Annotated in this window: 17 protein-coding genes; 9 read left to right on the plus strand and 8 right to left on the minus strand. The window is 65.0% G+C overall.

The features are described from left to right. Positions 1-39: 39 nt before the first annotated feature. Positions 40-1,188: a glycosyltransferase gene (locus J2X54_RS18580; protein ID WP_310182534.1), complete on the plus strand. Its 1,149-nt coding sequence runs from the start codon at positions 40-42 to the stop codon at positions 1,186-1,188. A gap of 37 nt (positions 1,189-1,225) precedes the next feature. Next, the gene (locus J2X54_RS18585; protein ID WP_310182535.1) at positions 1,226-2,524 is read left to right on the plus strand and encodes a right-handed parallel beta-helix repeat-containing protein; all 1,299 of its coding nucleotides are present in this window, start codon (positions 1,226-1,228) and stop codon (positions 2,522-2,524) included. Positions 2,525-2,537: 13 nt separating this feature from the next. Here J2X54_RS18585 and J2X54_RS18590 read toward each other — a convergent pair whose 3' ends face one another. Next, the gene (locus tag J2X54_RS18590; RefSeq protein ID WP_310182913.1) at positions 2,538-3,986 is read right to left on the minus strand and encodes a catalase; all 1,449 of its coding nucleotides are present in this window, start codon (positions 3,984-3,986) and stop codon (positions 2,538-2,540) included. Between the two features lie 300 nt (positions 3,987-4,286). Between J2X54_RS18590 and J2X54_RS18595 the strand changes: the two genes are divergently transcribed. Next, complete coding sequence (locus J2X54_RS18595; RefSeq protein WP_310182536.1) at positions 4,287-4,553, plus strand: UBP-type zinc finger domain-containing protein; 267 nt, start codon at positions 4,287-4,289, stop codon at positions 4,551-4,553. Positions 4,554-4,618: 65 nt separating this feature from the next. Here J2X54_RS18595 and J2X54_RS18600 read toward each other — a convergent pair whose 3' ends face one another. Then, entirely contained in the window at positions 4,619-5,221 is a 603-nt protein-coding gene (locus tag J2X54_RS18600; RefSeq protein ID WP_310182538.1) for an ABATE domain-containing protein, read from the minus strand. 116 nt (positions 5,222-5,337) lie between these two features. On the opposite strand from J2X54_RS18600, the gene J2X54_RS18605 reads away from it, so the two are divergent. After that, complete coding sequence (locus J2X54_RS18605) at positions 5,338-6,276, plus strand: alpha/beta fold hydrolase (RefSeq protein ID WP_084640697.1); 939 nt, start codon at positions 5,338-5,340, stop codon at positions 6,274-6,276. A 2-nt stretch (positions 6,277-6,278) separates the two neighbouring features. On the opposite strand, the gene J2X54_RS18610 is transcribed toward J2X54_RS18605, so the two are convergent. Further along, on the minus strand, positions 6,279-6,974 hold the full coding sequence (locus tag J2X54_RS18610; protein WP_310182540.1) for a TrkA family potassium uptake protein: 696 nt from the start codon (positions 6,972-6,974) through the stop codon (positions 6,279-6,281). Next, the gene (locus J2X54_RS18615) at positions 6,964-8,292 is read right to left on the minus strand and encodes a potassium transporter TrkG (protein WP_310182542.1); all 1,329 of its coding nucleotides are present in this window, start codon (positions 8,290-8,292) and stop codon (positions 6,964-6,966) included. Before J2X54_RS18615 ends, J2X54_RS18610 begins: the two co-directional genes overlap by 11 nt. Before the next feature lie 351 nt (positions 8,293-8,643). Here J2X54_RS18615 and J2X54_RS18620 point away from each other — a divergent pair, with 351 nt between their 5' ends. The 5 genes from J2X54_RS18620 to J2X54_RS18640 all read left to right on the plus strand — a co-directional run bounded on the left by J2X54_RS18620 (position 8,644) and on the right by J2X54_RS18640 (position 16,722). After that, on the plus strand, positions 8,644-9,915 hold the full coding sequence (locus J2X54_RS18620) for a dicarboxylate/amino acid:cation symporter (protein WP_310182544.1): 1,272 nt from the start codon (positions 8,644-8,646) through the stop codon (positions 9,913-9,915). 23 nt (positions 9,916-9,938) lie between these two features. Further along, the gene (locus J2X54_RS18625; RefSeq protein WP_310182545.1) at positions 9,939-10,967 is read left to right on the plus strand and encodes a porin; all 1,029 of its coding nucleotides are present in this window, start codon (positions 9,939-9,941) and stop codon (positions 10,965-10,967) included. 42 nt (positions 10,968-11,009) lie between these two features. Continuing rightward, positions 11,010-12,884, plus strand: coding sequence for an ATP-binding protein (locus tag J2X54_RS18630; RefSeq protein ID WP_310182546.1), 1,875 nt, complete (start codon positions 11,010-11,012; stop codon positions 12,882-12,884). After that, complete coding sequence (locus tag J2X54_RS18635) at positions 12,865-14,199, plus strand: sigma-54 dependent transcriptional regulator (protein ID WP_070248620.1); 1,335 nt, start codon at positions 12,865-12,867, stop codon at positions 14,197-14,199. The genes J2X54_RS18630 and J2X54_RS18635 overlap by 20 nt, the downstream gene beginning before the upstream one ends. 117 nt (positions 14,200-14,316) lie before the next feature. Further along, positions 14,317-16,722 carry a glycoside hydrolase family 127 protein gene (locus tag J2X54_RS18640; protein WP_310182547.1) on the plus strand — a complete coding sequence of 802 codons (2,406 nt, stop codon included), beginning with the start codon at positions 14,317-14,319 and terminating at the stop codon, positions 16,720-16,722. Here J2X54_RS18640 and cphA read toward each other — a convergent pair whose 3' ends face one another. From cphA to J2X54_RS18660, 4 genes are all read right to left on the minus strand, one after another. After that, complete coding sequence (cphA, locus tag J2X54_RS18645) at positions 16,723-19,407, minus strand: cyanophycin synthetase (RefSeq protein WP_310182548.1); 2,685 nt, start codon at positions 19,405-19,407, stop codon at positions 16,723-16,725. Then, on the minus strand, positions 19,404-20,240 hold the full coding sequence (locus tag J2X54_RS18650; protein WP_310182549.1) for a cyanophycinase: 837 nt from the start codon (positions 20,238-20,240) through the stop codon (positions 19,404-19,406). The genes cphA and J2X54_RS18650 overlap by 4 nt, the downstream gene beginning before the upstream one ends. Then, positions 20,237-21,715: an iron-containing redox enzyme family protein gene (locus J2X54_RS18655; RefSeq protein WP_310182551.1), complete on the minus strand. Its 1,479-nt coding sequence runs from the start codon at positions 21,713-21,715 to the stop codon at positions 20,237-20,239. Before J2X54_RS18655 ends, J2X54_RS18650 begins: the two co-directional genes overlap by 4 nt. 122 nt (positions 21,716-21,837) lie before the next feature. Next, positions 21,838-23,910 (minus strand): AsmA family protein, encoded by a 2,073-nt coding sequence (locus J2X54_RS18660; RefSeq protein ID WP_310182552.1) that lies wholly within the window; start codon positions 23,908-23,910, stop codon positions 21,838-21,840. Between the last annotated feature and the right edge of the window lie 65 nt (positions 23,911-23,975).

Here is a 23,975-nt window from a genome sequence, read left to right on the forward strand (position 1 = left end):
GCGCTGCTACCGTGGGTATTTTGCGCGACGGGCCACACCATGCACCTGCTCGACATGACGATGTACTACGCCCTCCACGGCGGCGGCATCAGCAGTTATCTCAATGCCAAGGCGCACTGGCTGGCGCGGCACAGCACGATCCGCCATACCATCGTCACGTCCAGCATGGCGCCCGAGCAGGCCGGGGCGTCGGTGATCGCGCTGCCGGGACGGGCGCTGCCGGGCATCAACGGCTACCGGGTGCCGCGCTCGCTGCGGTCGCCGCTGCAGGTGTGCGAGCGCTGTCGTCCCGATGTGATCGAGGTCGGCGACGCCGGGCCGTTTGCGCTGTCGGCGCTGGCTGCGCGACGCCGCTTCGGCATGCCGGTGGTGGGCTTTTACCACTCCGACCTGCACGCGCTGGTGGCGCAGCGTTTCGGCGCGGCCGGGGCAGCGCTGGCAAGGCGCTACCTGGCCCGCGTGTACGGCCAGTGCGACCTGGTGCTGGCGCCCAGCCGGCAGATGGTCGCGCGCCTGAAGCAGCTGGGCGTGCGCGATCCGGTGTACCAGCCGCTTGGCGTCGATGCCGGCGTGTTTTGCCCGGCCCGGCGCGATCCGGCGCTGCGGCGCCGCCTGGGCCTGGCCCCCGAGACCCGGCTGCTCGTGTATGCCGGCCGCTTCACACCGCAAAAAAAGCTGCACCTGCTCGCTGGCGCCATGCAGCGCCTGGGTCGGCCGTATCACCTGCTGCTCGTTGGCGGCGGCGGTGAGCCACCACCGATCCCGCGCAGCACGGTGCTGCCGTTCGTGACCGAGCCGCAGCGGCTGGCGGCGCTGCTAGGCGGCTGCGACCTGTTCGTGCACCCGGCCGATGGCGAAACCTTCGGCCTCGTGGCGCTCGAGGCGATGGCCTGCGGCGTGCCGGTGCTGGGCACGGGCGGCGGCGTGGCCGAACTGATCGACCATCACACCGGGCTGGTGGTGGCGCCCGACAGCGCGGCCGCCCTGGCCGAGGGCATCGCGGCGCTGTTCGAGTCCGGACCTGGCCGCTGCCTGGCGTCCCTGGCCGGCAACGCACGGCGCCAGGCCTGCGACATCTACGACTGGAACCACATCATGCCGCAGCTGATCGAGCGCTATGCCCGGCTGGCGCCGATAAATCATGCCGATGATTTTTTCAGGCGGCGCGTGCCATCATCGAAGGGGTGACTATAATCAACGGACCATAAAACTACATTAAGAGACCATGAAAAATTTCGCACCCCTGCTGCTCGTCCTGGCCGCCGCGCCAGCCTTCTCCGCCACCTATTATGTCGCCCCGAATGGCAACAACAGCAATGCCGGTACCCAGGCCGCGCCGTTTGCCACCATCGCGCGTGCGCAAACCCAGGCCCAGCCGGGCGACACCGTGTACCTGCGCGGTGGCCGCTATGCCTACACGGCCGGCGTGGAGAGCTGTGCCAGCCGCACCGCCATCGTCAACGCCATCACGCTCGACAAGAGCGGCGCGGAAGGGCGGCCGATCCGCTACTGGGCCTTCCCGGGCGAGACGCCGGTGTTCGATTTTTCGGCGATGAAGGACGACTGCCGCGTGAAGGGTTTCAATGTGACCGGCAGCTGGCTGCACCTCAAGGGACTGGAAGTGACGGGCGCGCCGCAACAGCCGGGCAACCGTCTCAATCACGAATCGTGGGGCATCTGGGTCAATGGCAGCCGCAACACCTTCGAGCAGCTCGACCTGCACCACAATATGGGGCCGGGCCTGTTCATCCAGAACGGCAGCTACAACCTGGTGCTCAACAGCGACTCGCACCATAACTACGATCCGTACACGTCCAATGGCGCCGGCCAGAGCGCCGATGGTTTCGGCGCCCACATCAAGGCCAACAATCCGGGCAATGTGTTCCGCGGCTGCCGCGCCTGGGCCAACTCCGACGACGGCTTCGACCTGATCAACGCGTTCTCCCCGGTGGTGATCGAAAACTCGTGGGCCTGGTCGCAAGGCTACCTGCCCGGCACCACCACCCCGCTGCAAGCCGGTAACGGCAATGGCATCAAGGCCGGCGGCTATGGCGGCGCGTATGTGTCTAACGGTGTGAAGCACACTGTGCGCTTCTCGGTGGCGTTCAGGAACAAGGCGGCCGGCTTCTACGCCAACCACCATCCGGTGGCGCTGGACTTCTTCAACAACACCTCGTTCGAGAACGGTTACAACTACGACATGCTGGGTATTGCGGCCGACGGCTCCAACGTCAACCTGGGCACGCTGCGCAACAACATCTCGTACAAGGGCCAGCAGTCGCGTAATATCGACGGCGCCAATATGCGCTACAACTCGTGGAATTTGCCGGTGACGGTGTCCGACGCCGACTTCGACGACGTCTCCGCCACCGGCTGGGATGCGCCGCGCCAGGCCGACGGCAGCCTGCCGGTGCTGCGCTCGTACCGCCTGCGCGCCGGCAGCGACCTGATCGACAAGGGTGGCGACGTCGGCCTGCCGTTCCAGGGACCTGCACCCGACCTGGGCGCGTTCGAGAAGCAGTAACTGCTCGCGGTAACTACTCTTTCAGCTTGGATGCCAGTTGCGCCACGCGGTCAGGATCGGCCTTCACGGCGGTGCTGATGGCGCGGCCGTAGTTGGCGTCGGCCTTGTAGAAGTACGACAGCATGGTGTACTTGATGCCGTCATCCTTGACCTGACCCAGGTCGCCGGCCAGGTTGCTCACCAGGTTGGCCTGCTGGCTTTTATCGAGCGAGCGGTAGAAGTCGCCGGCCTGGGCAAAGTTCAGCGTCTTGACGGTGCGTGCCTGCTGGGTGGTGCCGGTCAGCTTCAACTCGGTGGCCTTGAATTCGGCATTGTCGGCCAGCGGGGCGCGCTCGCTCGGCTGGTAGTTGACGTCGCCCTTGCGGCTGCCGCTGTTGGTGGCGCCATCCTGGTTGTAGTTGGCCACTTCATTGCGCGGACGGTTGATCGGCAGTTGCAGGCCGTTGGCGCCGATGCGATGCAGCTGGGTGTCGGCGTACGAGAACAGGCGGCCTTGCAGCATGCGGTCTTCCGACGGCTCGATGCCCGGCACCAGGTTCGATGGCGCCATCGCCGACTGCTCGGTTTCCAGGAACACGTTATCCGGGTTGCGGTTCAATGTCATGGTGCCGACCTTGGTTTCCGGTACGCCGGGCCAGATCTTGGTGGCGTCGAGGGCATCGAAATTGAACTTTGTCAGCTGCTCGGGTTTCAGTACCTGCACGTACAAATCCCACTGCGGATAGCGGCCATCCTTGATCGCGCCGATCAGGTCGCGCGTCATGTGGTTGAATTCGCGGCCCTGGATGGTTTCCACTTGTTTCGCGTCCAGGTTCTTCTCGCCCTGCAGGCTTTTCCAGTGGAATTTGACGTAGCTGACCTGGTTCTTCGCGTTGACGAATTTATAGGCGTGCACGCTGTTGCCATCCATCTCGCGGTAGCTGGCCGGCGTGCCCAGGTCGGTGTACAGGCGCGTGAGCATGTGGGTCGATTCCGGCTGGTGCGAGAAGAAATCGAAGAAACGGTTCGGGTCCTGGATGTTGGAGTCGGGCGCCGGTTTGAGCGAATGCACCATGTCCGGGAACTTCATGGCGTCGCGGATGAAGAAGACTGGCAGATTATTGCCGACCAGGTCCCAGTTGCCTTGGCTGGTATAGAACTTGGTGGCAAAGCCGCGCGGATCGCGCAGGGTTTCCGGCGAGTGGTTGCCGTGGATGACGCTGGAAAAGCGCACGAACACCGGCGTCTGCTGGCCCGGCGTAAAAACCGCCGCCCGTGTGTATTCCGAGATGTCCTTGCTGGCGACGAACACGCCATGGGCGCCGGTGCCGCGCGCATGGACCACGCGCTCGGGCTGGCGCTCGCGGTCGAAGCGCTGCAGTTTCTGGATCAAGTGGACATCCTGCAGCAGCACCGGGCCGTTGGGGCCGGCCGTTTGCGAGTTCTGGTTGTCGCCGACCGGGGCGCCGTTGTCGCGGGTCATCTGGGTGGCGGCCTGGGTAGCGGGTTGGGTCGATGGCTGCGGCGCGGTCTGGGCGTGGGCGGCGCCGCAGCCCAGCACTGCGGTGAGGGCCAGGGTGGCCAAGGCAGGTGAGTTCATGATGTCTCCGTTTAGGGCAAGGAAGACAACATTAATGCCAGGACAGTCATTGTCCTAGTCAATTATTTCTATGAAATCGATAGTGTTTTACTGAGAGTTACCGCATGTCTCCCCGCCATAGGGCAGGGGAAAACCGCCGAAGCCTGCGCTAGACTGGTGTTCACCGACAAAAGGAGAGACGCCATGAGCGACGGCTGCCAGCACTTCAACCAGATTCATACCCACGCCGCCAATACCAGCGGTTGCGAAGAATGCATGAAGATGGGCGACACCTGGGTACACTTGCGCGTGTGCCTGACCTGCGGCCACACCGGCTGCTGCGACCAATCGAAAAACCGCCACGCCACCAAGCACTTCGAGGCCACTGACCACCCGATCATGCGCTCCAAGGAGCGCGGCGAGACCTGGGGCTGGTGCTACATTGACCAGGAAATGTTCGACCCTATCTGAATCCCGGGGCCGAAAATACGTCACTCCCGCGCAGGCGGGAGCCCAATTTCCCTCCACTGGCTGTCTTAATGGCTGTCTTGCTGGCTGTTCTTCTTTCTGAACTGCGCCGCCTTGTAGCGGTTGCCGCACAAGGCCATGCTGCACCAGCGGCGCTTGTGCGACTTGGTGCGGTCGTAAAACCACAGGATGCAGTCGGGATGTTCGCACTGCCGCACCAGCGTGAAGTCGCCTTCGACCAGCAACTGCGCCACCGCTTCGGCCACCGGGCCCAGTAACGAGGCAATCGCGTCGCCGCGCGCGGTGCGGGTGAGGGCCAGCTTGCCGTCGCCGCCGCGCGCCAGGTGCGGCGCGCCCAGGTAGGCGTGCAGGTAGGCGTTGAGTGCGGCGATATCGGCGTCGTCGGCGCCGCCTTCTTCCTCATCCTTGCGTGCGGCGATCAAGCGGCGCGCCAGCGTGCGCAAGGCCACTGCCTGCGCATGCAGCGCTGCGCTGTCCACCTGCCCATGCGCTACCACCACGCCTTGCCGCGCCAGCCACGCGCGTACCTCTTCACCGCTATGCCAGTAGTCCACGGCCGCGCCGTCGTTGCGTGCTTCCGTGTTGAGCAAATCCATTGCCATGTGGTCGCCCACTTGCGGCGCTTCTTGCTTGATGGCGGTCAGTGTCATGAATAACCTCTAAAAATGTAATTGACAGGTTACTTGGTTCGCGCCATACTGCGCTGCATGTAACCGTATTAAGTGAATTATACAGGTTATTAAACTATCCAACCCAGAGGAATACCATGACCACATCCACCATCGCTGCCGCCGCCATCCTGGCCTCCACCTTGTCCGCCCCCGTCCTCGCGCTCACCGCGCCGCCTGTCGTCCACCACCAGTCGCTGGAGGTCCAGGGCGTGAACGTGTTTTACCGCGAAGCCGGTCCTGCCAATGCACCGACGGTCCTGCTGCTGCATGGCTTCGGCGCCTCGTCGTACATGTTCCGCAACCTGATCCCGCAACTGGCCGGCAAGTACCACGTGATCGCGCCGGACCTGCCGGGCTTTGGCCAGACCGTCGTGCAGCCCGGCGTCAAGTTCGACTACACTTTTGACAACCTGACCAAGGTGATCGACGCCTTCACGGTGGCCAAGGGCATCGACCGCTACGCCATGTACGTGTTCGATTACGGCGCGCCGGTGGGCTGGCGCCTGGCGGTGAAAAATCCGCACAAGATCACCGCCATCGTCAGCCAGAACGGCAACGGCTACGAAGAAGGCCTGAGCGACGGCTGGGCCGACATGCGCCGCGCCTGGGCTGCACCAACCCCCGCCAACCGCGAAGCGCTGCGCCGCTTCAACTCGCTGGAGACGACAAAATGGCAGTACACGGAAGGCGTGCGCGACACCACGCTGATCGCGCCTGAAACCTGGCAACTGGCGCATGCGGCGATCGAGCGCGTTGGGGTGGAGGTGCAAATGGATTTGCTGGTGGATTACGGCCAGAATATCAAGCAGTATGCGCAACTGCACGAATACTTCCGCCGCCAGCAACCGCCGCTGCTGGCCATCTGGGGCAAGAACGATCCGTTCTTCCTGCCGGCCGGCGCCGAAGCGTTCAAGCGCGACAACCGGAACGCGCAAGTGCGCTTCCTCGATACCGGCCACTTCGCCAACGAGACCCATGGCGCCGAGATTGGTGCGGCGATGCTCGAGTTCCTGGACCAGGCGGGCGTCAAGTAAGCTTATCGTTGCCGGCTGCTGGCGAATTCCTCGATCTTGTGGGTAGCGCCTGACACCACCAGGATATCGCCAGGGCGCACCAGCGTTTCCGGCAGCGCATGCTGAAAATCTTCGCCGGCGCGCTTGACGCCGACGATGGTCACGCCGAAGCGTGAACGCACCTGGGCGTCGGCCAGCGTCTTGTTGTGGGTGAGGACGGGCGCGCGCAGCTTGGCGATGGCAAAACCGTCGTCGAACTCGATGAAGTCCATCATCCGCCCGGTGATCAGGTGCGCCACCCGCTCGCCCATGTCCACCTCGGGATAGACCACGTGGTGGGCGCCGATGCGCTGGGCGATCTGACCGTGTTCTGGCGTGAGTGCCTTGACCCAGATGTCCTTGATACCGAGTTCGGTGAGCACCATCAGCGACATCAGGCTGCTGGCCAGGTCGGCGCCGATGCCGACGATGGCGTGCGAGAACTCGGCCACGCCCAGCTGGCGCAGCACGCTGGCGTTGGTGGTGTCGGCCTGCACAGCGTGGGTGAGCTTGTCGGCCCACAGCTGCACCAGGTCGGCGTCGCGGTCGATGCCCATCACGTCGTGACCCATGCGCATCAGCGTCTCGGCCACCGAACCGCCAAAGCGCCCCAGGCCGATGACGACCACGCTGTCGCCGCTGGAAAACGAGAACTGCTCTGAAAAGATCTTACCCAACAATTGGATGCTCCTCTGCGTAACGATAAGGCATACGGCGCCCGCCCAGCACCAGCGACGCGGCCAGCGTGATCGTGCCCACCCGTCCCAGGTACATCAGCAGCGTGAGCAGCAGCTGGCCCGACGGCGGTAGTTGCGCCGTGATGCCGGTGCTCAGGCCCGCGCCGCCGAAGGCCGAGGTTACCTCGAAAATGATGTGATCGGTCGGGAAATCGGTGACCGTCAGCAGCACCATGGTACCCGCCACTACCACTGCGCTGCCCAGTACCACCACGGTAATCGCCTGGCGCTGGGCGCTGGCGCCGATGCGCCGGCCGAAAGCTTCGGTGTCCGCGTGGCCGCGCACCTCGGCCAGCACCAGCAGCACCAGGATCGCCACCGTGGCGACCTTGACGCCGCCGGCCGTACTGGCGCTGCCGCCGCCGATGAACATCAAAAAATAGTGCAGCGCCAGCGATTCCTGGGTGAGGGCGCCGATATCGACCGCATTGAAACCGGCCGTGCGCGCGGCCACCGACATGAAGGAGGCGCCCAGCAGCTTGTCCGGCAGGGGCAGTCCGCCCAGGGTGCGGGCATTGTGCCATTCGGTCAGCAGGAGCGCCACCGTGCCGCCGCCCAGCAGCAGCGCGGTGCCGGCCAGCGTGAGCTTGGTGTGCAGCGACCAGTGACGTGGATCGCGCCAGCGGTTGCGCAAGTCATGCAGTACCGGAAAACCCACGCCGCCGACCACGATGGCCAGCATCATCGGCAGCAGCACCAGGGCGTCGCCGGCGTAGCGCATCATGCTGTCGGGGTGGATCGAGAAGCCGGCATTGGTAAACGCCGCCACTGCATGGAAGCTGCCGCTCCACGCAGCCTCGCCCCATGGCAGGTCGTAGCCGTAGCGCAGCCGCAGTGTGAGCACGGCAGCGATGATCAACTCGGCGGCAAACGTCACCACCAGCACCAGCCGCGCCACGGCAGCGACGTCGCCCAGGCCCAGCGTGCGGGTTTCCATGTGCGTCATCAGCTTGGTGCGCAGGCGCGGCGAGCCGTTGACCAGCAAGCCAAGCAGGGTGGCCGCCGTCATCATGCCGAAGCCACCGCACTGAAACATAAACATGATCATGCCCTGGCCGAAACCCGACCAGTAGGTGCCGGTATCGACCACGGCCAGCCCGTTCACGCACACCGCCGAGACGGCCGTGAAGAACGCCACCAGCACCGGCGCGCCATCGGGTCCCGTGCGCGCAGCCGGCAGCATCAGCAGCAGCGTGCCAACAACGATCGCGGCCAGGAAGCCAAGGGCCACCGCGCGCGCGGGGTGCAGCACAGTTCTCATGGTGGTTGGGGTGGACCCGGTGGTGGTGGGGCGCCGATTATACCGAGAAGCGGGAAGGTTTCGGGGATCGATGGAATGTGGGACGAAGCTTGATTGTTGATCACTTACTTATCTGCACGGCAAACCAGCTGAAATTTCGGTACAGATCTCAAGTCCAACTTTTCATATGCAGCGTCTTGGGTCAGTACAGAATTTCGCGCATGATTGGTGGTCAGATCCAAGTTTCCCCATGGAATGTCTTTTGAATTCAATGGCTTGCAGCCTTCATATGGTTTCATAATAGCTGGCATAACGATTGCTATTCCTCCATACCCCGGGCGACGACCCGGGGACAAAAACTTGGAGGAACACATGAAGAAGAAACGCCCATTAACCCTGTACATCCTGGTCGCGATGGTGCTCGGGATCGCGGTCGGTTACGGTTGCCACGAAGCGATCACCGATAAACAACTGAGCGCGCAGATCGCGTCCCACATCTCGATCGTCACCGATGTGTTCCTCCGCCTGATCAAGATGGTGATCGCGCTGCTGGTGTTTTCCACCCTGACGGTCGGCATTGCCCACCTGGGCGACGGCAAGGCTGCCAGCCGCATCGGCCTCAAGGCCATGGGCTGGTTCGTGGTGGCGTCGCTGCTGTCGCTTACGCTGGGCATGGTGCTGTCGAACTTCCTGCAACTCGGTACCCACCTCGGCCTGCCGCTGCCGCCGGTCGATGCCACCACCGGCCTGAAAACGGCCGCGTTTACGCTCAAGGATTTCGTCAGCCACCTGGTACCCAAGTCGCCGATCGAGGCCATGGCCAATAACGAGATCCTGCAGGTGCTGGTGTTCTCGCTGTTCTTCGGCAGCGCCTTGAGCGCGTTGGGCGAGTCGGCTGGCAAGCTCACGTCCGCGATCGACCAGCTGGCGCAAGTCATGCTGCGCATTACCGGCACCATCATGAACCTGGCGCCGCTGGCGGTGTTCGCAGCGATGGCGTCCGTGGTCACCACCAATGGCCTCGGCATCCTGCTCACCTTCGCCAAGTTCATGGGCGGCTTCTACCTGGGACTGTTCTGCCTGTGGATGCTGCTGGTCCTGGGCGGCTACGCCTTCATCGGCAAGCGAATTTTCCGCCTGCTGGTGCTGATCCGCGAACCGTTCCTGCTGGCGTTTTCCACGGCCAGTTCCGAAGCTGCCTATCCGAAGATGCTGACCGCGCTCGAGCAGTTCGGCGTGCACCGCAAGATCTACAGCTTCGTCATGCCGATGGGGTACTCGTTCAACCTCGACGGCTCGATGATGTACTGCACCTTCGCCGTGCTGTTCATCACCCAGGCCTATGGCATCGACATGTCGCTCGGCACCCAGATCACCATGCTGCTGGTGCTGATGATCACCTCGAAAGGCATCGCCGGCGTGCCGCGCGCGTCGCTGGTGGTGATCGCCGCCACGCTCAACCAGTTCAATATCCCGGAAGCGGGCTTGCTGCTGTTGATGGGGATCGACCAGTTCCTTGACATGGGCCGCTCGGCCACCAACGCTGTCGGCAATGCCGTGGCCACCGCGGTAGTCGCCAAGTGGGAAGGCGCGCTCGATGAAGAGCGCCCGGAGCAGGTCGAAGCGATCAAGCACGCCGCATAAAACATAACAACACTGGAGACAACATGAAAACACCTATCGCCATCCTGCTGACGCTGGCCGCAGCTTCGGCTACCGCAGCATCGGCTGCCGCAGCACCGGCTGCCGCCCAATCCTCGGTCACCATCTACGGCGTGGCCGACGCCGGCCTGGTGCTGGAGCGCGGCGGCGCTGGCGGCAACGTGCAGGCGCTGAGCAGCGGCGTGGCTTCGGCTTCGCGCATCGGCTTCAAGGGCAAGGAAGACCTGGGCGGCGGTTTGAGCGCGTCGTTCGTGCTCGAAAATGGCAACAACATCGACACCGGCGCCGCCGGCCAGGGCGGCCTGCTGTTCGGCCGCCAGGCCTACGTGGCGCTGTCGAGCACCACGCTCGGCGCGATCAGCGCCGGCCGCCAATACTCGCCGTATTACAAGGCCCTGCGCGATATCGCCGATCCGTTCGTGGTGGGCCTTGCCGGCAATGCCATGAACATGATTGCCACCACCGGGCGCGTGGACAACTCGGTGGAATACCAGACGCCGCGCGTGAACGGCTTTTCGGCCGATGTGCTGTACGGCTTTGGCGAAGTGCCGGGCGATACGGCCAAGAGCCGCACCATCGGCGCATCGATCAGCTACGCCGCGCCGGAATCCCTGCCGTTGAACGTGGTGCTCACCCATCATCAACGTGACAATCCGCTGGCGACCGCGCGCAGCCGCTCCACCATGCTGGCCGCGCGCTACCGCGTGGGCGATGTCACCACCCACGCGTCGCTGTCGCACAACCAGGACCTGCTGGCGCGCGCCAGCAACGACGCCTTGATCGGCGCGACGCTGGCCGTGGGGCAGGGCAAGTGGATGGCGTCAGCCATCTTCCACCGCGACCAGTCCACGCTCGAGCAGCACGCGCGCCAGCTGGCCATCGGCTACACGTACAACCTGTCGCGCCGCACCGACCTGTACACCGCGTATGCGCACATCAGCAACCGCAATGGCGCGGCTTTCCACGTGGGGAATGCGACCGATAACGGTACCGGCACCGGCGGCTTCAATCTCGGGGTGCGCCATGTGTTTTAATAGCGGTCTTCAACTGGTTTAACTGAACTGACAAAGGGTTCCATGCCGGCAGCGCAGAAAACGTCCTGGACGCGGTGGCTGACTTTCGCGCTGCTGCTGGCGGCCGGCCTGGCGCTGGCCGTTGCCGCTGGCCGCTGGGCCGAGAACGCGGCCATCGAACGCCTGCGCGAAGCCGGCGCCCAGCGTCTGCAAAGCTATGCGCTGGGCCTGGAAAACCTGCTGTCCAAGTACGACTTCCTGCCCGGCACCCTGGAGCTGAACAAGGACGTGATCGCGCTGCTCGCCAATCAGCACGACGACGGCCTGCGGCGCGAGGTCAACACCTACCTCGAGAGCATGAACCGGCTCTCGCGCGCCACCACCATCTATATCGTCAACTTGCAGGGCATGACCCAGGCCGCCAGCAACTGGCGCCTGCCCGACAGTTTTGTCGGCGACAACGTCGCCTTCCGGCCGTATGTACGCGATGCGATGCTCGGCAAGCCGGGCGGTTTTTACGGCGTGGGCACCACCAGCCGCGAACCCGGTTACTTTTTCGCCCACGGCATCTACCGCAACGGCAAGATGCTGGGCGTGGCTGCGCTCAAGGTCAATATCGAAAAGCTGGAAGCCTCCTGGGTACAGGGCCGCGACCGCGTACTGCTGGCCGACGCCAACGGCGTTGCCATCCTCAGCTCCGTACCGGAATGGAAGTACGGTACGCTGGCGCCGCTGGCGCCCGCAGTGCGGCAAGAGCTGGAGCGTTCGCGCCAGTTCCACTCGCATTCGCTGAAACCGATCGGCTACCGCGAGGTGCGCACGCTCGACGCCCGGGCCAGCGTGGTGGCCGTGGACGGCGCCCCCGGCAGCGGCCGGATGCTCCGGCAAGCGCTGGCGCTGCGCGCGCGCGACTGGCAGTTCGTGTATTTCTCCGACCTGGGGCCGGCCGAGGCCAGCGCGCGCAGCGCCTTTATTTTTGCCTGCCTGTCGCAGGCCTTGCTGGCCATGCTGGTGCTGTATGCGCGCCAGCGCCGCCGCCTGGGCCGCCAGCGGCTGCGGGCGCGCGAGGATTTGCAGCGCGCCTACGACCACCTGGAAACCATGGTGGCCGAGCGCACCGCCAGCCTGCAGCAGATGACCGAGAATCTCTCCGCCGAAAACCTGGTGCGGCGCAAAGCCGAACAGCAGCTGCGCCAGGCGCAGTCGGAACTGGTGCAGGCGGCCAAGATGGCGGTGCTGGGCCAGATGTCGGCAGGGATGACGCATGAACTGAATCAGCCGCTCACCGCGCTGCGCACCATGGCCGACAATGCGCGCGTGCTGATCGAGCGCGGCCGCCTGCCCGAGGCCAGCGCCAACCTGGCCACCATCTCGCAGCTGGTGGCACGCATGGGACTCATCACCGGCCAGTTGCGCCAGTTCGCACGCAAGACCGACGCCACGCTGCCCGCTCAAGCTGTGCCGGTGGCCGCCGCCATTACCGGCGCGCTGTTCCTGGTCGAACGGCGGGTGGAGCAGGAGCGTGTCAATTTTCGGATGTCGATGCTGGACCACGACGTCCACGCGCTGTGCGACGGCAACCGCCTCGAGCAGGTGCTGGTCAACCTGTTTACCAACGCGCTCGATGCCATGCAGGCCAGTGAAGTGCGCCAGCTGAGCGTTACCGTTGAGCGCACCGACGACCGCGTGATGATCGGCGTGGCCGACAGCGGACCGGGGGTGCCGGCGGAAATCCGCGCCCACTTGTTCGAACCATTTTTTACGACAAAACCGCAAGGGCAGGGCCTGGGACTGGGGCTGGCGATCTCCGAGCAGATCGTGCGCGAATTCGGCGGCCTGCTGCGGGTGGAAACCACGCCGGCCGGCGGCGCCCGGTTTATCATTGAGCTGCCTTTGGCGGAGCGGGAGACAAACAAACATGAAAATTTTATTGGTTGAAGATGACGCCAGCGTGCGCGCCGGCAGCGCCCAGGCGCTGGACCTGGCCGACTTGCAGGTGGCTGACTTTCACGCGGCCGAGGGCGCGCTGGCGCACATCACCCCGGGCTTTGCCGGCGTGGTGGTCACCGACGTGCGCCTGCCCGGCATGAGCGGGCTCGAACTGATGGCGGCGGTGCACGCGATCGACGCCCAGCTGCCGGTGATCCTGGTCACCGGCCATGGCGACATCAACATGGCGGTCAACGCCATGCGCGACGGCGCCTACGATTTCATCGCCAAGCCGTATTCGTCCGAGCAGCTGGTGGAGGTGGTGCAGAGGGCGCTGGAAACCCGGCGCCTGACCCTGGAAGTGGCGGCGCTGCGCCACCGCATCGAGCACGGCGAGGGCATCGAAGCGACCCTGCTGGGCGATTCCCCGGCCATGCGCGACCTGCGGCGCCTGATCCTGGACCTGGCCGACGAACCGGCCGATGTGCTGATCTACGGCGAGACCGGCACCGGCAAGGAGATGGTGGCGCGCTGCCTGCACCAGTACAGCCGACGCCAGAACAAGCACTTCGTCGCCCTCAACTGCGGCGCCATCCCGGAAAATATCTTCGAGAGCGAAGTGTTCGGCCACGAACAGGGCTCATTTACCGGCGCGGGCAAGCGCCAGATCGGCAAGATCGAACACGCCGACGGCGGCTCGCTGTTCCTCGACGAGATCGAGAGCCTGGCCATGCCCTTGCAGGTCAAGCTGCTGCGGGTGCTGCAGGAACGCTACGTCGAGCGCCTGGGATCGAACACGCCGGTGCCGGTTGACTTGCGCGTGATCGCCGCATCGAAGGTCGATCTGAAGGAGTGGTCGGACCAGCAGAAATTCCGCAGCGATTTGTACTACCGCCTGAACCTGATCGTCCTCAACCTGCCGCCGCTGCGCGAACGGCGCGAGGACATCCCGCTACTGTTCGAGCATTTTCTATTGGGCGCCGCAGCGCGCTACAAGCGCGTGGTGCCGCCGGTACCCGGGCCGCTGATGCAGTCGCTGATGGCGCAGGACTGGCCCGGCAACGTACGCGAACTGCGCAACATCGCCGAGCGCTACGCGCTGGGCCTGTCGAGCGGCGCGGACGGCCTGCTGTCGGTAAAAAACCTGGCGCCGGTGCCGCTGGCCGACCAGGTGGGCGGCTTCGAGCGCGCGGTGATCGAGCAGGAACTGCGCAAGGCCGGCGGCAGCGTGACCGAGGTGAGCTTGGCGCTGGGCGTGCCCAAGCAGACCTTGTATTACAAGATGCAGAAGTATGGGTTGACGTCGGACGAGTACAAGAACTAGCCAGGACCAGGTCCGGCCGATTGTGCGCAATTCGTCATCGTTTGCCGCGCGGCGGTGCAAGACGGTGGCTGAGCAGCGCGGTAAATTATGGTTTGATTCCCTGTTCGAGGACCAGCCATGCCCCAGCACTTACCCGATCCGTTTCGTCATCGCCGCCTGCTGTTGAAAGGCGCTGCCAGCGTCGGGCTGGCCGGGTGGGGCGGCGCTGCTGGTACGGCTGCTGTGGCAGCCTGCTCCCGCGTGGCGGGCGAAGCGTCAGCTGCGATTCCCGGCACCGCGCGCGCGGTGCCGCTGTCCGCCGTGCGCCTGCTGCCTTCGGTATATGCGGACGCGGTACAGGCCAACCTGGCCTACCTGCTGCGCCTCGACGCCGACCGCTTTCTGCACAATTATCACAAGTTCGCCGGCCTGCCGGTGAAGGGGGCGATTTACGGTGGCTGGGAGTCGGACACCATCGCCGGCGAAGGCCTGGGCCATTACCTGTCCGCGCTGTCGCTGATGCACGCGCAAACCGGCGACCCGGCGCTCAAGCCGCGCATCGATTACATCGTGGCCGAACTGGCGCACGTGCAGCAGGCGCAGGGCGATGGCTATATCGGCGGCTTCATGCGCAAGCGCAAGGATGGCACGGTGGTCGATGGCAAGGAGATCTTCCCCGAGATCATGCGCGGCGAGATCCGCTCGGCGGGATTCGACCTCAATGGCTGCTGGGTGCCGCTGTATAACTGGCACAAGGTATTCGCCGGCCTGTTCGACGCCCAGTCTTACACCGGCAATACCCAGGCGCTGCAAGTGGCGACCGGCCTGGCCGGCTACCTGGCCACCGTGTGCGCCGCGCTCGACGAGGTCCAGTTGCAGCAGGTGCTGGCCTGCGAACATGGCGGCATCAACGAAAGCTTCGCCGAACTGTACGCGCGCACCCAGGACCGCCGCTGGCTGGCGCTGGCGCACCGCCTGTATCACAAAAAGGTGCTCGAACCGCTGGCGCAGGGACGCGACGAGCTGGCCAACCTGCACGCCAATACCCAGATCCCCAAGCTGCTGGGCCTCGCGCGCCTGCACGAGCTGGACCCGAATCCCGGCTACGCCGAGACCACGCGGTATTTCTGGCAACGCGTAACGCAGCATCACAGCTACGTGATCGGCGGGCACGGCGACCGCGAATATTTTTCCGGTCCCGACACCATCGCCGCCCACATCACCGAGCAGACCTGCGAAGCGTGCTGCAGTTACAACATGCTCAAGATGACGCGCCAGCTGTTCGGCTGGGCGCCGCACGCGGCATTCTTCGATTACTACGAGCGCACCCACCTCAATCACATCCTGGCGCACCAGAATCCGCGCACGGGCATGTTTACGTACATGACGCCGCTGATGTCGGGCGTGGCGCGCGAGTATTCGAGCGAAGAGAACGACTTCTGGTGCTGCGTGCTGTCCGGTATGGAGAGCCACGCCAAGCACGGCGATTCGATCTACTGGGAAAACGGCGACACCCTGTTCGTCAACCTGTACATCCCGTCGCAGGTGGCGTGGCGCCAGGCCGGGGCCAGCCTCGAGCTGACCACCCGTTATCCGTACGAAGGCGATATCGACATCGCGGTCAAGGGTATCGCTGCGCCGCGCGCCACCACGCTGGCGCTGCGCCTGCCGGCATGGGCCACGAACCACACACTGCTGGTCAACGGCAAGCCTTACAAGGCGGCGCAAGGCCATGGCTACCTGCTGCTGCGGCGCCAATGGAAAGCCGGCGACAAGGTGCGGCTGTCGCTGCCGCTGGACTTGCGCATGGAGGCGGCAGCAGGCAACGGGCAAGTGCAGGCGCTGCTGCGCGGACCGATGGTGCTGGCGGCCGACCTGGGACCGTCGGACCAGCCGTTCGACGGCCTGGCTCCCGCGCTGGTGGGCGCCGATATCCTCGGCGCCTTCAAAACGGTGGACAAGCAGCAGGCCACCTACCGCAGCGTGGGCAGCGGCCGGCCCGGCGACATGACCTTCAAGCCGTTCTTTTCGCAGTACGAGCGCCGTGCCGCCGTGTACTTCAACGCGTACACGGAACCGCAATGGGCCGCGTCGGAAGCGGCGTTCCGCAAGGAAGAGGCGCGCCTGAAGGCGCTGGCGGCGAGGTCGGTGGACGTGATGCACCTGGGAGAAATGCAGCCGGAACGCGACCACGATTTGCAGTCGGAGATTTCGTACCCGGTGTCGTACCGCGGTCGCATGGGGCGCGACGCCCGCACCGGCGGCTTTTTCAGTTTCCGCCTCAAGTGCGGCGATGGTCCGCTGGTACTGCAGGCAAGCTACTGGGGCGAGGAGCGCAACCGCGACTTTTACATCCTGGTCGACGGCGTGCGCGTGGCGCGTGTCAAACTCGACGCCAGCCATGCCGGCGTGTTTTTCGACGAGGACTACCCGGTGCCGCCAGCCCTGACGCAGGGCAAGCAAGCCATCACCGTGCGCTTCGAGCCGGAACCGGGCCATACTGCCGGCCCGGTATTCGGCGTGCGGCTGTACCGGGCCGAGTGATCAGGCGTCGTTACACTCGCTGTGCACCGGTCGCAGGTCGGCCGCGATGATGGCGGCGTTTTCCGGGTAGAACGGGCGCAGCGCCTCTACCAGCACGTGTGGCGTGGACGGCGACGAGAACACCAGCACATCGCCGGGCTGGCATTTGGCGATGGCCACGGCCAGCGCCTGCTGAACGTCGTCGATCTGCACCGCCGTGCCGTCACCGCTCAGCTGCTGGCGGATGCCTTCCACGATCAGCGCGCCCGTCTGGCCGTCGGCGCGGCCGCGCGGATTGGACTGGTAGACGATCAATTCATTGAAGTCGATCGCGCAATTGCGGCCGACGTCGCGCAGATCGGCGTCGCGGCGGTCGCCGGGGGCCGTGACTACGCCGATAACCTTCCCGGACGTTCCTGCACCCGCGACCGAGCCAGCCAATGAGCGCGCCATCCTGCCCAGCGCACGATAGGCGGCCGGGTTGTGGGCGTAATCGACCACCAGCGTGGCCTGCCCCATATCGTAGACGTTCGCGCGCAGCGGATTGTTATGGCTGTCCGAGACGAAGGTCGTCAGCGCTTCCGCAATCTTCGGCAAGGTGAAGTCGGTCGCCAGCAGTGCAGCGATGGCGGCCAGCGCGTTGGCGATATTGAACATGGCGTGCCCCTGCACCGACATCGGCATGGCTGCTGCGCTGACCAGCGCCTCGCGGCGGTTGCCGTGACCGATCATCAGCACACCATCGTGCAGCCAGGTGGCGCGGCCGCCCTGGTCGAGGTGCGTGAGCAGTACCGGGTGCTCCGGGTCGAGCGAGAAGTACAGCACTTCCACACCTTCCTCCACCTGCGACGCCATGCGCACGCAGTAGGGGTCTTCGGCGTTGAGCACCACCGCGCGGCTGGCCGTGCGCGCCACCACGGCTTTGACTTCGGCCAGGTCGGCCAGCGTCTCCACGCCGTCCATGCCGAGGTGGTCGGCGCTCACGTTGAGCACCACGCCCACGTCGCAGCGGTCGAACGCCAGGCCGCGCTTGAGGATGCCGCCGCGCGCCGTCTCCAGCACCGCGAAGTCCACCTCGGTGGACGTGAGCACCTTGCGCGCCGACCAGTAGCCGGAGCAATCGCCCTGGTCCACCCGCACGCCGTTGATGAATACGCCCTCGGTGGTGGTCACTCCGGTGCCCAGTTTGGCCATGCGCCCGGCGTGGCCCAGCAGCAGGGCCGTGGTGGTTTTACCATTGGTGCCGGTGACCGCAATGACCGGGATGCGGCCGTTGTCCTTGCCGTACATGGCTTCCACGATGGCGTCGCCGGCGTCGCGCGGCTGCCCGCTGCTCGGGTACTGGTGCATGCGGATGCCCGGCGCGGCATTGACTTCGATGATGCCACCATCCTGCTCGTCGAGTGGCACGCCGATATCGCGGCAGATGATGTCGATGCCGGCCACGTCCAGACCGATCGTGCGCGCAGCGCGGATGCAGATTTCGCGCGTGGATGGGTGCAGCAGGTCGGTGGCGTCTTCCGCCGTGCCGCCGGTGGATAGATTGGCGTTGCCGCGCAGGGCCACCACGGCGCCAGCCGGCGGCACGCTGTCGAACTCATAGCCTTGCTTGGCCAGCAGGTCGGCGGCGATCTGGTCGAGCCGCATCCTGGTCAGGATATTGGTGTGGCCGTCACCGCGCGCGGGATCGAGGTTTTCCTGCGCCACCAGTTCGGCGATGGTCTTTACGCCGTCGCCGGTCACTTCGGGTGGACGGCGGCGCGAGGCGGCAGCGACCTTGTTGCCGGTGACCAGCACGCGATAGTCATGCCCCTCCAGGTATTTTTCCACGATCACGCGGCGGCTGTAACCGCGCGCATGGTCGAACGCGGCCTCGATCTGCTCGGGCGTGACGCACACGGTGGTCACACCCTTGCCCTGGTTGGCGTCGAGCGGCTTGATGGTGACCGGCACGCCCACGCGGCGGGCGGCACGCTGCGCCTGCTCGACATCGGTCACCAGGCGGCCACGCGGCACCGGCACGCCCGCTTCGGCCAGCAAGGTCTTGGTGAGCTGCTTGTCGCTGGCGATGTTGGCGGCCACCAGCGACGTGTTGCCGGTAACGGTGGCTTGCAGACGCTTCTGGCGCGCACCCCAGCCCAGCTGGAACAGGTTGGCTTCTTCGGTCAGACGCAGGCTCGGGATGCCGCGCCTGGTGGCGGCGTCGATGACGGCTGCGGTGCTGGTGCCGATGGCGCGGCGTTCCGCGTGGTCGCGCAGTTCGGCCAGTGGTTCTTCCAGGTCGAACGGCTGGTCATGCGCCAGCGCCGTGACCAGTTGCATGGCCAGCGCGAACGCTTCCTGCGCCACCTGCTCGAACTGGTAGCCGCAGATCACGCGGTAGCGGCCCGGCTGGCTCTCGATCGGCGCCGAGCGGCCAAAACCCACCGGTGCGCCGGCCAGGGTTTGCAGTGCCAAAGTCACGTGTTCGACCACCCGCGCCATGTAGGTGCCTTGCTGCAGGCGCTGCACAAATCCGCCCGGCTTGCCGGGCGGGGAGTAATGCTGGCCGAGGCTGGGTATCAGATCCAGCAAGGCGTCGTTGAAACGGGGCAGGGCGCTGGTGCTCACGCCCTGCAGCTCCGCCAGGTCGACCACGGTGAGCAGGCACGGCGCGCTGCTGTAGAGATTCGGGCCGCGCAGCACGCGCTGTTCGATGAGGTTCATGGCAGGGTGTTCCTGTGGGTGACGATGTGCATAAAGTGTTCGAGCGGCGCGGGCGCCTCGCCGGTCTTGTAGCGTGAACCAGCGGGAAGCAGGTGCAGCCGCACGTCGATCAGTTCCGGGCAGCCGTGTTGCGGCAGGTCGGCGATATTGGTGATGGTGTCGCGGCCGTCGGCAATGGTGACGGCGCCGTCACCGATCACCTCGATGCCGGATCCAGGCGTAACGATCAGCGCCGTGTCTTCATCGATGCCGATGCCGAGCAAATGCGGATTGGCAGCCACGATGGTGAGCAAGCGCGAGAGCCGGTGCCGCTGCGAAAAATGCTGGTCGATCACCACGCGGTTGACCAGCCCCAGTCCGGCGCCCAGGTGGACCGCGCCCTTTTCCGGATGCAGGTCGGTCTTGCCGTCGGCCAGCATGTGGTTGGACATGGCCGAGGCCCCGGCGCTGGTGCCGGCAATCACGGCGCCGCGAACGTTGAGCGCGCGATGCATGGCGTCGTCGGCCAAGGTGCCGCCGATGATGGCCATCAGGCGCTTCTGGTCGCCGCCGGTCATGAAGATGCCGTCGGCCTGTTCGATATCTTCCACCAGTTCCCGGTTGTTGGCGTCGGCGCGCGTATCCAGGTGCAAGTGCTTGCGTTGGGTAACACCGAGGTCGCCAAAGGCCGCGTCATACATCGCCCACACCTGGTCCGGCACCCGGCTGGCGGTAGTGATGACGACGAAGCGGCGCTCGGCGCCGCCGGCCATCTCGACGAAGCGGGTCAACACGTTCTTGTCATCGGTGCGGTCTTCGCCGCCGCCGATGATGATCAGGTGGCCGGTGCTCATGCCAGCAACTGGCGGAAGATACGGGTGGCCATCAGGCCGGCCGCGCTGTGGTGGCGTGCGGGGGACATCAGGTCGATCAGCATCGCCATTGCGGCCGGCTTGCTGCCGGCAGCGGCCAGGCGCTGTTCCAGGCGGCGCAGCTCCGAGCCGCCGTCGCCGGCATCGAGGTCCGCCTCGCGCGCCGGATGGTGACGAATCACGCCGCGCGGCTTGTTGGCGTTGGGGCGCGTGGCGGCACCATCGCCCAGAGTCTCCAGCGCGCGCTGGCGGGCGCGGAAGCTGATTACCCGCGCACCGGTGGCCGGTGCAGTTGCAGCTGCATGAGCCGCACGCGGAGTGGCGATCCAGTCGCGCAGGATTTGCTGCTCGTAGCTGCTGAACACACCGAACATTTCGGCCCGTTCGCTCTGGATCAGTTTCCAGAAGCGGCTGTTCTCGGCCGGTTCGCCGCGCTTGATCCAGCCGGCGTTCTCCAGTTCCAGCAGCATGTGCGGAATTTGCATCGGTTCGGCCAGCCAGTCGTTGATGCTGCGGCCGGCCACGCGGCAGTAATCGGAGTGCATGTTCTGGCCCACCACGCTTTTCTCCTGCATGATCTGCACCAGTTCCGCTTCCAGGTCGAATTCGGCGATGACGGACGTGGTGCAGGCGCCCAGATCGTTGAGGCGATAACCATCGAGCATGCGGCGCTGGAAGTCGGCCGGGTCGGCGGCGCTGGCGATGAGCTGCTGCACCCCTTGCAGCGCCTTGTGGGCGTGGCCGGTGCCGGCGTTGTCCACCGTGATGTGCAGAGTGAAGTAGTAGGGATCGATACCGAGTTCATTGAGCTCGTACGAAGTAATGAGCAGGTGCAGCGGCAGCTGCTCGTAACCGAGGTTGTAGCCGACGATTTCGGGCAGGTAGTGCTGCGCATCGGCAGCCAGCGCCAACTGGATCGCGCCCTGCACGAACTTGTCGTCATCGAGGCCGCGCCACTGGTCGCATTCCAGGCTGGCCAGCAGTTTCTTGTACAGCACCACGTGGTTCTTTTCGGCGATGCCGTCGCCCAGTTCTTCCAGGTACGTCTGGATCAGCGGACGGAAGTCGGGGTCTTCCCACCGTTCGAGCAGCGCGAACAGCCAGGCGCCGTCTACCAGCTTGGTCGGTGCGACCGCCTTGATGAAGTACATGGCCTGCGATTTGCTGGCGAAGTAGCGGCGCGGCGCGCCGTTTTTGCGGGCGTCGAGATAGTCGCGGTATTGCTGGCCCACGGCCACGCTGCGGGTGCGCATCCACTCGTTCATCTGGCTGATATCGGCCGGCACATCGTCCTGCAATGCGCGCGCAGCTTGCAGCTGGCGCTCGAGATAGCCGCGCGCGGTGTCGCGATGCTCTGCCAGCCCGCCGTGCTCGAGAAGAAAATAAAGTTCTTTCGCCGATGGCGTGGAAGACGCCGTAGGTGCTGGCGTCACGACTGGTGCGAAGGAGGTTTGCATGAGGGGCCCGGAAACTGGTTTATTTGTTACATTATCCCGGGCGGGAGATTTATTACCTATCGGTGCGTCCCCTGAGGCTGTGTAAGACGATGATTACACGCGTTGCCTCAGGGAATAGATGCTTACTTTTTGCTCGGCGTCGGCGTGACGTTTTGCGCATCGGGCACCGGTTTTTTGGCCTGTACATTGCGCACGGTGGACGGTGATTGCGCCAGGTTGCGGGTGCGCGTGGCGTCGGCCAGCGCTGCCGCGCAATTGACCGGCTCCACCTTGCTGACGTTAATCAAAGGCAGCAGCGCTGCCAGCGGATTGACCAGCGACGCCAGCGCCACCGCCGCGCCGCCCTTCAAGGCCAGCGGTCCGGCGTGCGGCCCCACTTTAGGGTTGGTAAAAGTGCCCTTGGCGTACAGCGGCGTGCGCAGGGTGATGATGCGCGCGCCCTTGGTTTCGGGTTTGATGTCGAGATCGAGCTGCTCGGTGGCGAGGTTGACGGAACCCCTGACGTTGATTACCGCTTCGTCGGTATCGACCACGAAGCGGCGAATCTGGGCGTCGCCGCGTTCGACCACGAAGTCGCCGGCGCCGCAGTTGAGCTGCACCTGCTTGTCGCCGAACAGTTTGACGAACACCAGGTTGGCCACGTTCAGGCCTGCCGCTTCGAGGATGAATTTGCTGACCGTGCCTTCGCTGACCGTGGCGCCCAGCTCGCCGTTGGACGTGGCCAGCATGGTCGATACCGAGTTGCCCTTGCCGAGCAGCGCGGCGTCGGCATTGACTTCACCCACGCTTGCCTGCATCGATTCGAGCTTGGGGAACAGCTGCTTGATCTTGAGGTGGCGCGCGGCCAGGCGCATCTGCGCGTCGATTTGCGGCTCGCGGCCGTCGAGGCGGATATGCGACGTAATCTGGCCGCCGGCCATGCTGAAGTTGAGCGGGATCAGCGTGAGCACCTTGTCCTGCATCTTGATGTGGGTGGTCACGTCGTTGATCGGAATGTCGTGCGTGCGCAGCACCTTCTTGCCGGTGAACTTGACGTCGGCGTCGAGCGCGTCCCAGTTCTTGGTGTTGAACTGCTCGACCGGCAGCGCCTTGTCGGCCGGCTGGATATTCTTGCGTCCGCGCGCAGCCTTGTCGGCCGCGCTGTCGGCGCCGATGGTCGGACCCAGGTCTTCCAGGCGCAGCTGGCGCGATTCCACCGAGCCGGTCAGGAACGGGCGCGGTTTGCGCGGAATGTACTCGAGTGTGCCTTGCAGGTCGCTGCCGCCCACGGTGCCGGTAAAGTCGCGGTAAGCCCAGCGCCAGTCGGCGCCGGTGTTTTTGCCGACCAAACGGCCCTTGGTGGCGTAAGGCGGGGTTTCCGGCAGCAGAACGCCGGTGAGCGGGTACAGGTCGGCCATGGTGGCGCCGGCCAGGGACATCTTGAGGTCGATGCCGGCCAGCGCGCGCGGATCGGTCAGCACGCCTTCGAGCGACAGCTTGTTCTTGCCGGCGGTGGCGTTGGCCTGCACCGGGAAGTTGATGTGTTCACGTTCGAGCGACAGCACGTTGCCCATCTTGCCGCCGCCGACGATCTTGGCGTCGCGGTAGGTGCCGCCCACGACGAAGCGCAGCCCGTACGGCTTGGCTTCCTCGCCGCTGATGGTTTCGGCCTTGGCGTTCAGATCGAGCTTGATGCCGCTGTCGACATAGCGCACCGTGCCCTCGTTGAGCTGCACGCGGTCGATATTGACTTCCCACTGCGACGGACCGTTGTCCTTGAAGGTCCAGGTGTTGGTGCCATCGGCGCGGCGCTCGGCGGCGACCGCCAGTTTTTCCACGGCCAGGTCGGTGATGCGCGCCTCCTTGTGCAGCAGCGGCAGCAGGTGGATGCCGGCCGCCACGCTGCCCACGCTCACCAGCTCGGGTCCGGTCCTGGTCCACTCGGGGTTGGCGATGTGGACGTCGGCGGCGTTGATGTGCGGCCGGGGCACGTAGTGGCGCCAGCCGGTTTCATTGGGTTCCATCCACTTGAAGCGCACCTTCAGATCGCCCTTGATGGCGAACTCGCGGCCGATGCTCTCGGTGACCTTGTTGTTGATGTAGGGCCTGGCGCGGTTCCAGTCGAACGTCAGGATGAAAATGACGACCGCCACCAGCAGCAGCACCAGGAAGCCGAGGATCGCGAGAAAAATATTGAGTGGGCGTGATTTTGTCATGGCCCCATGGTAGGCCCGACCACGCCCCATTTATGTGCGCTTTACCACATACGCGCAAGGTTGGT

Source organism: Duganella sp. 3397, assembly GCF_031456625.1.
Taxonomy (GTDB): domain Bacteria; phylum Pseudomonadota; class Gammaproteobacteria; order Burkholderiales; family Burkholderiaceae_D; genus Rugamonas; species Rugamonas phyllosphaerae.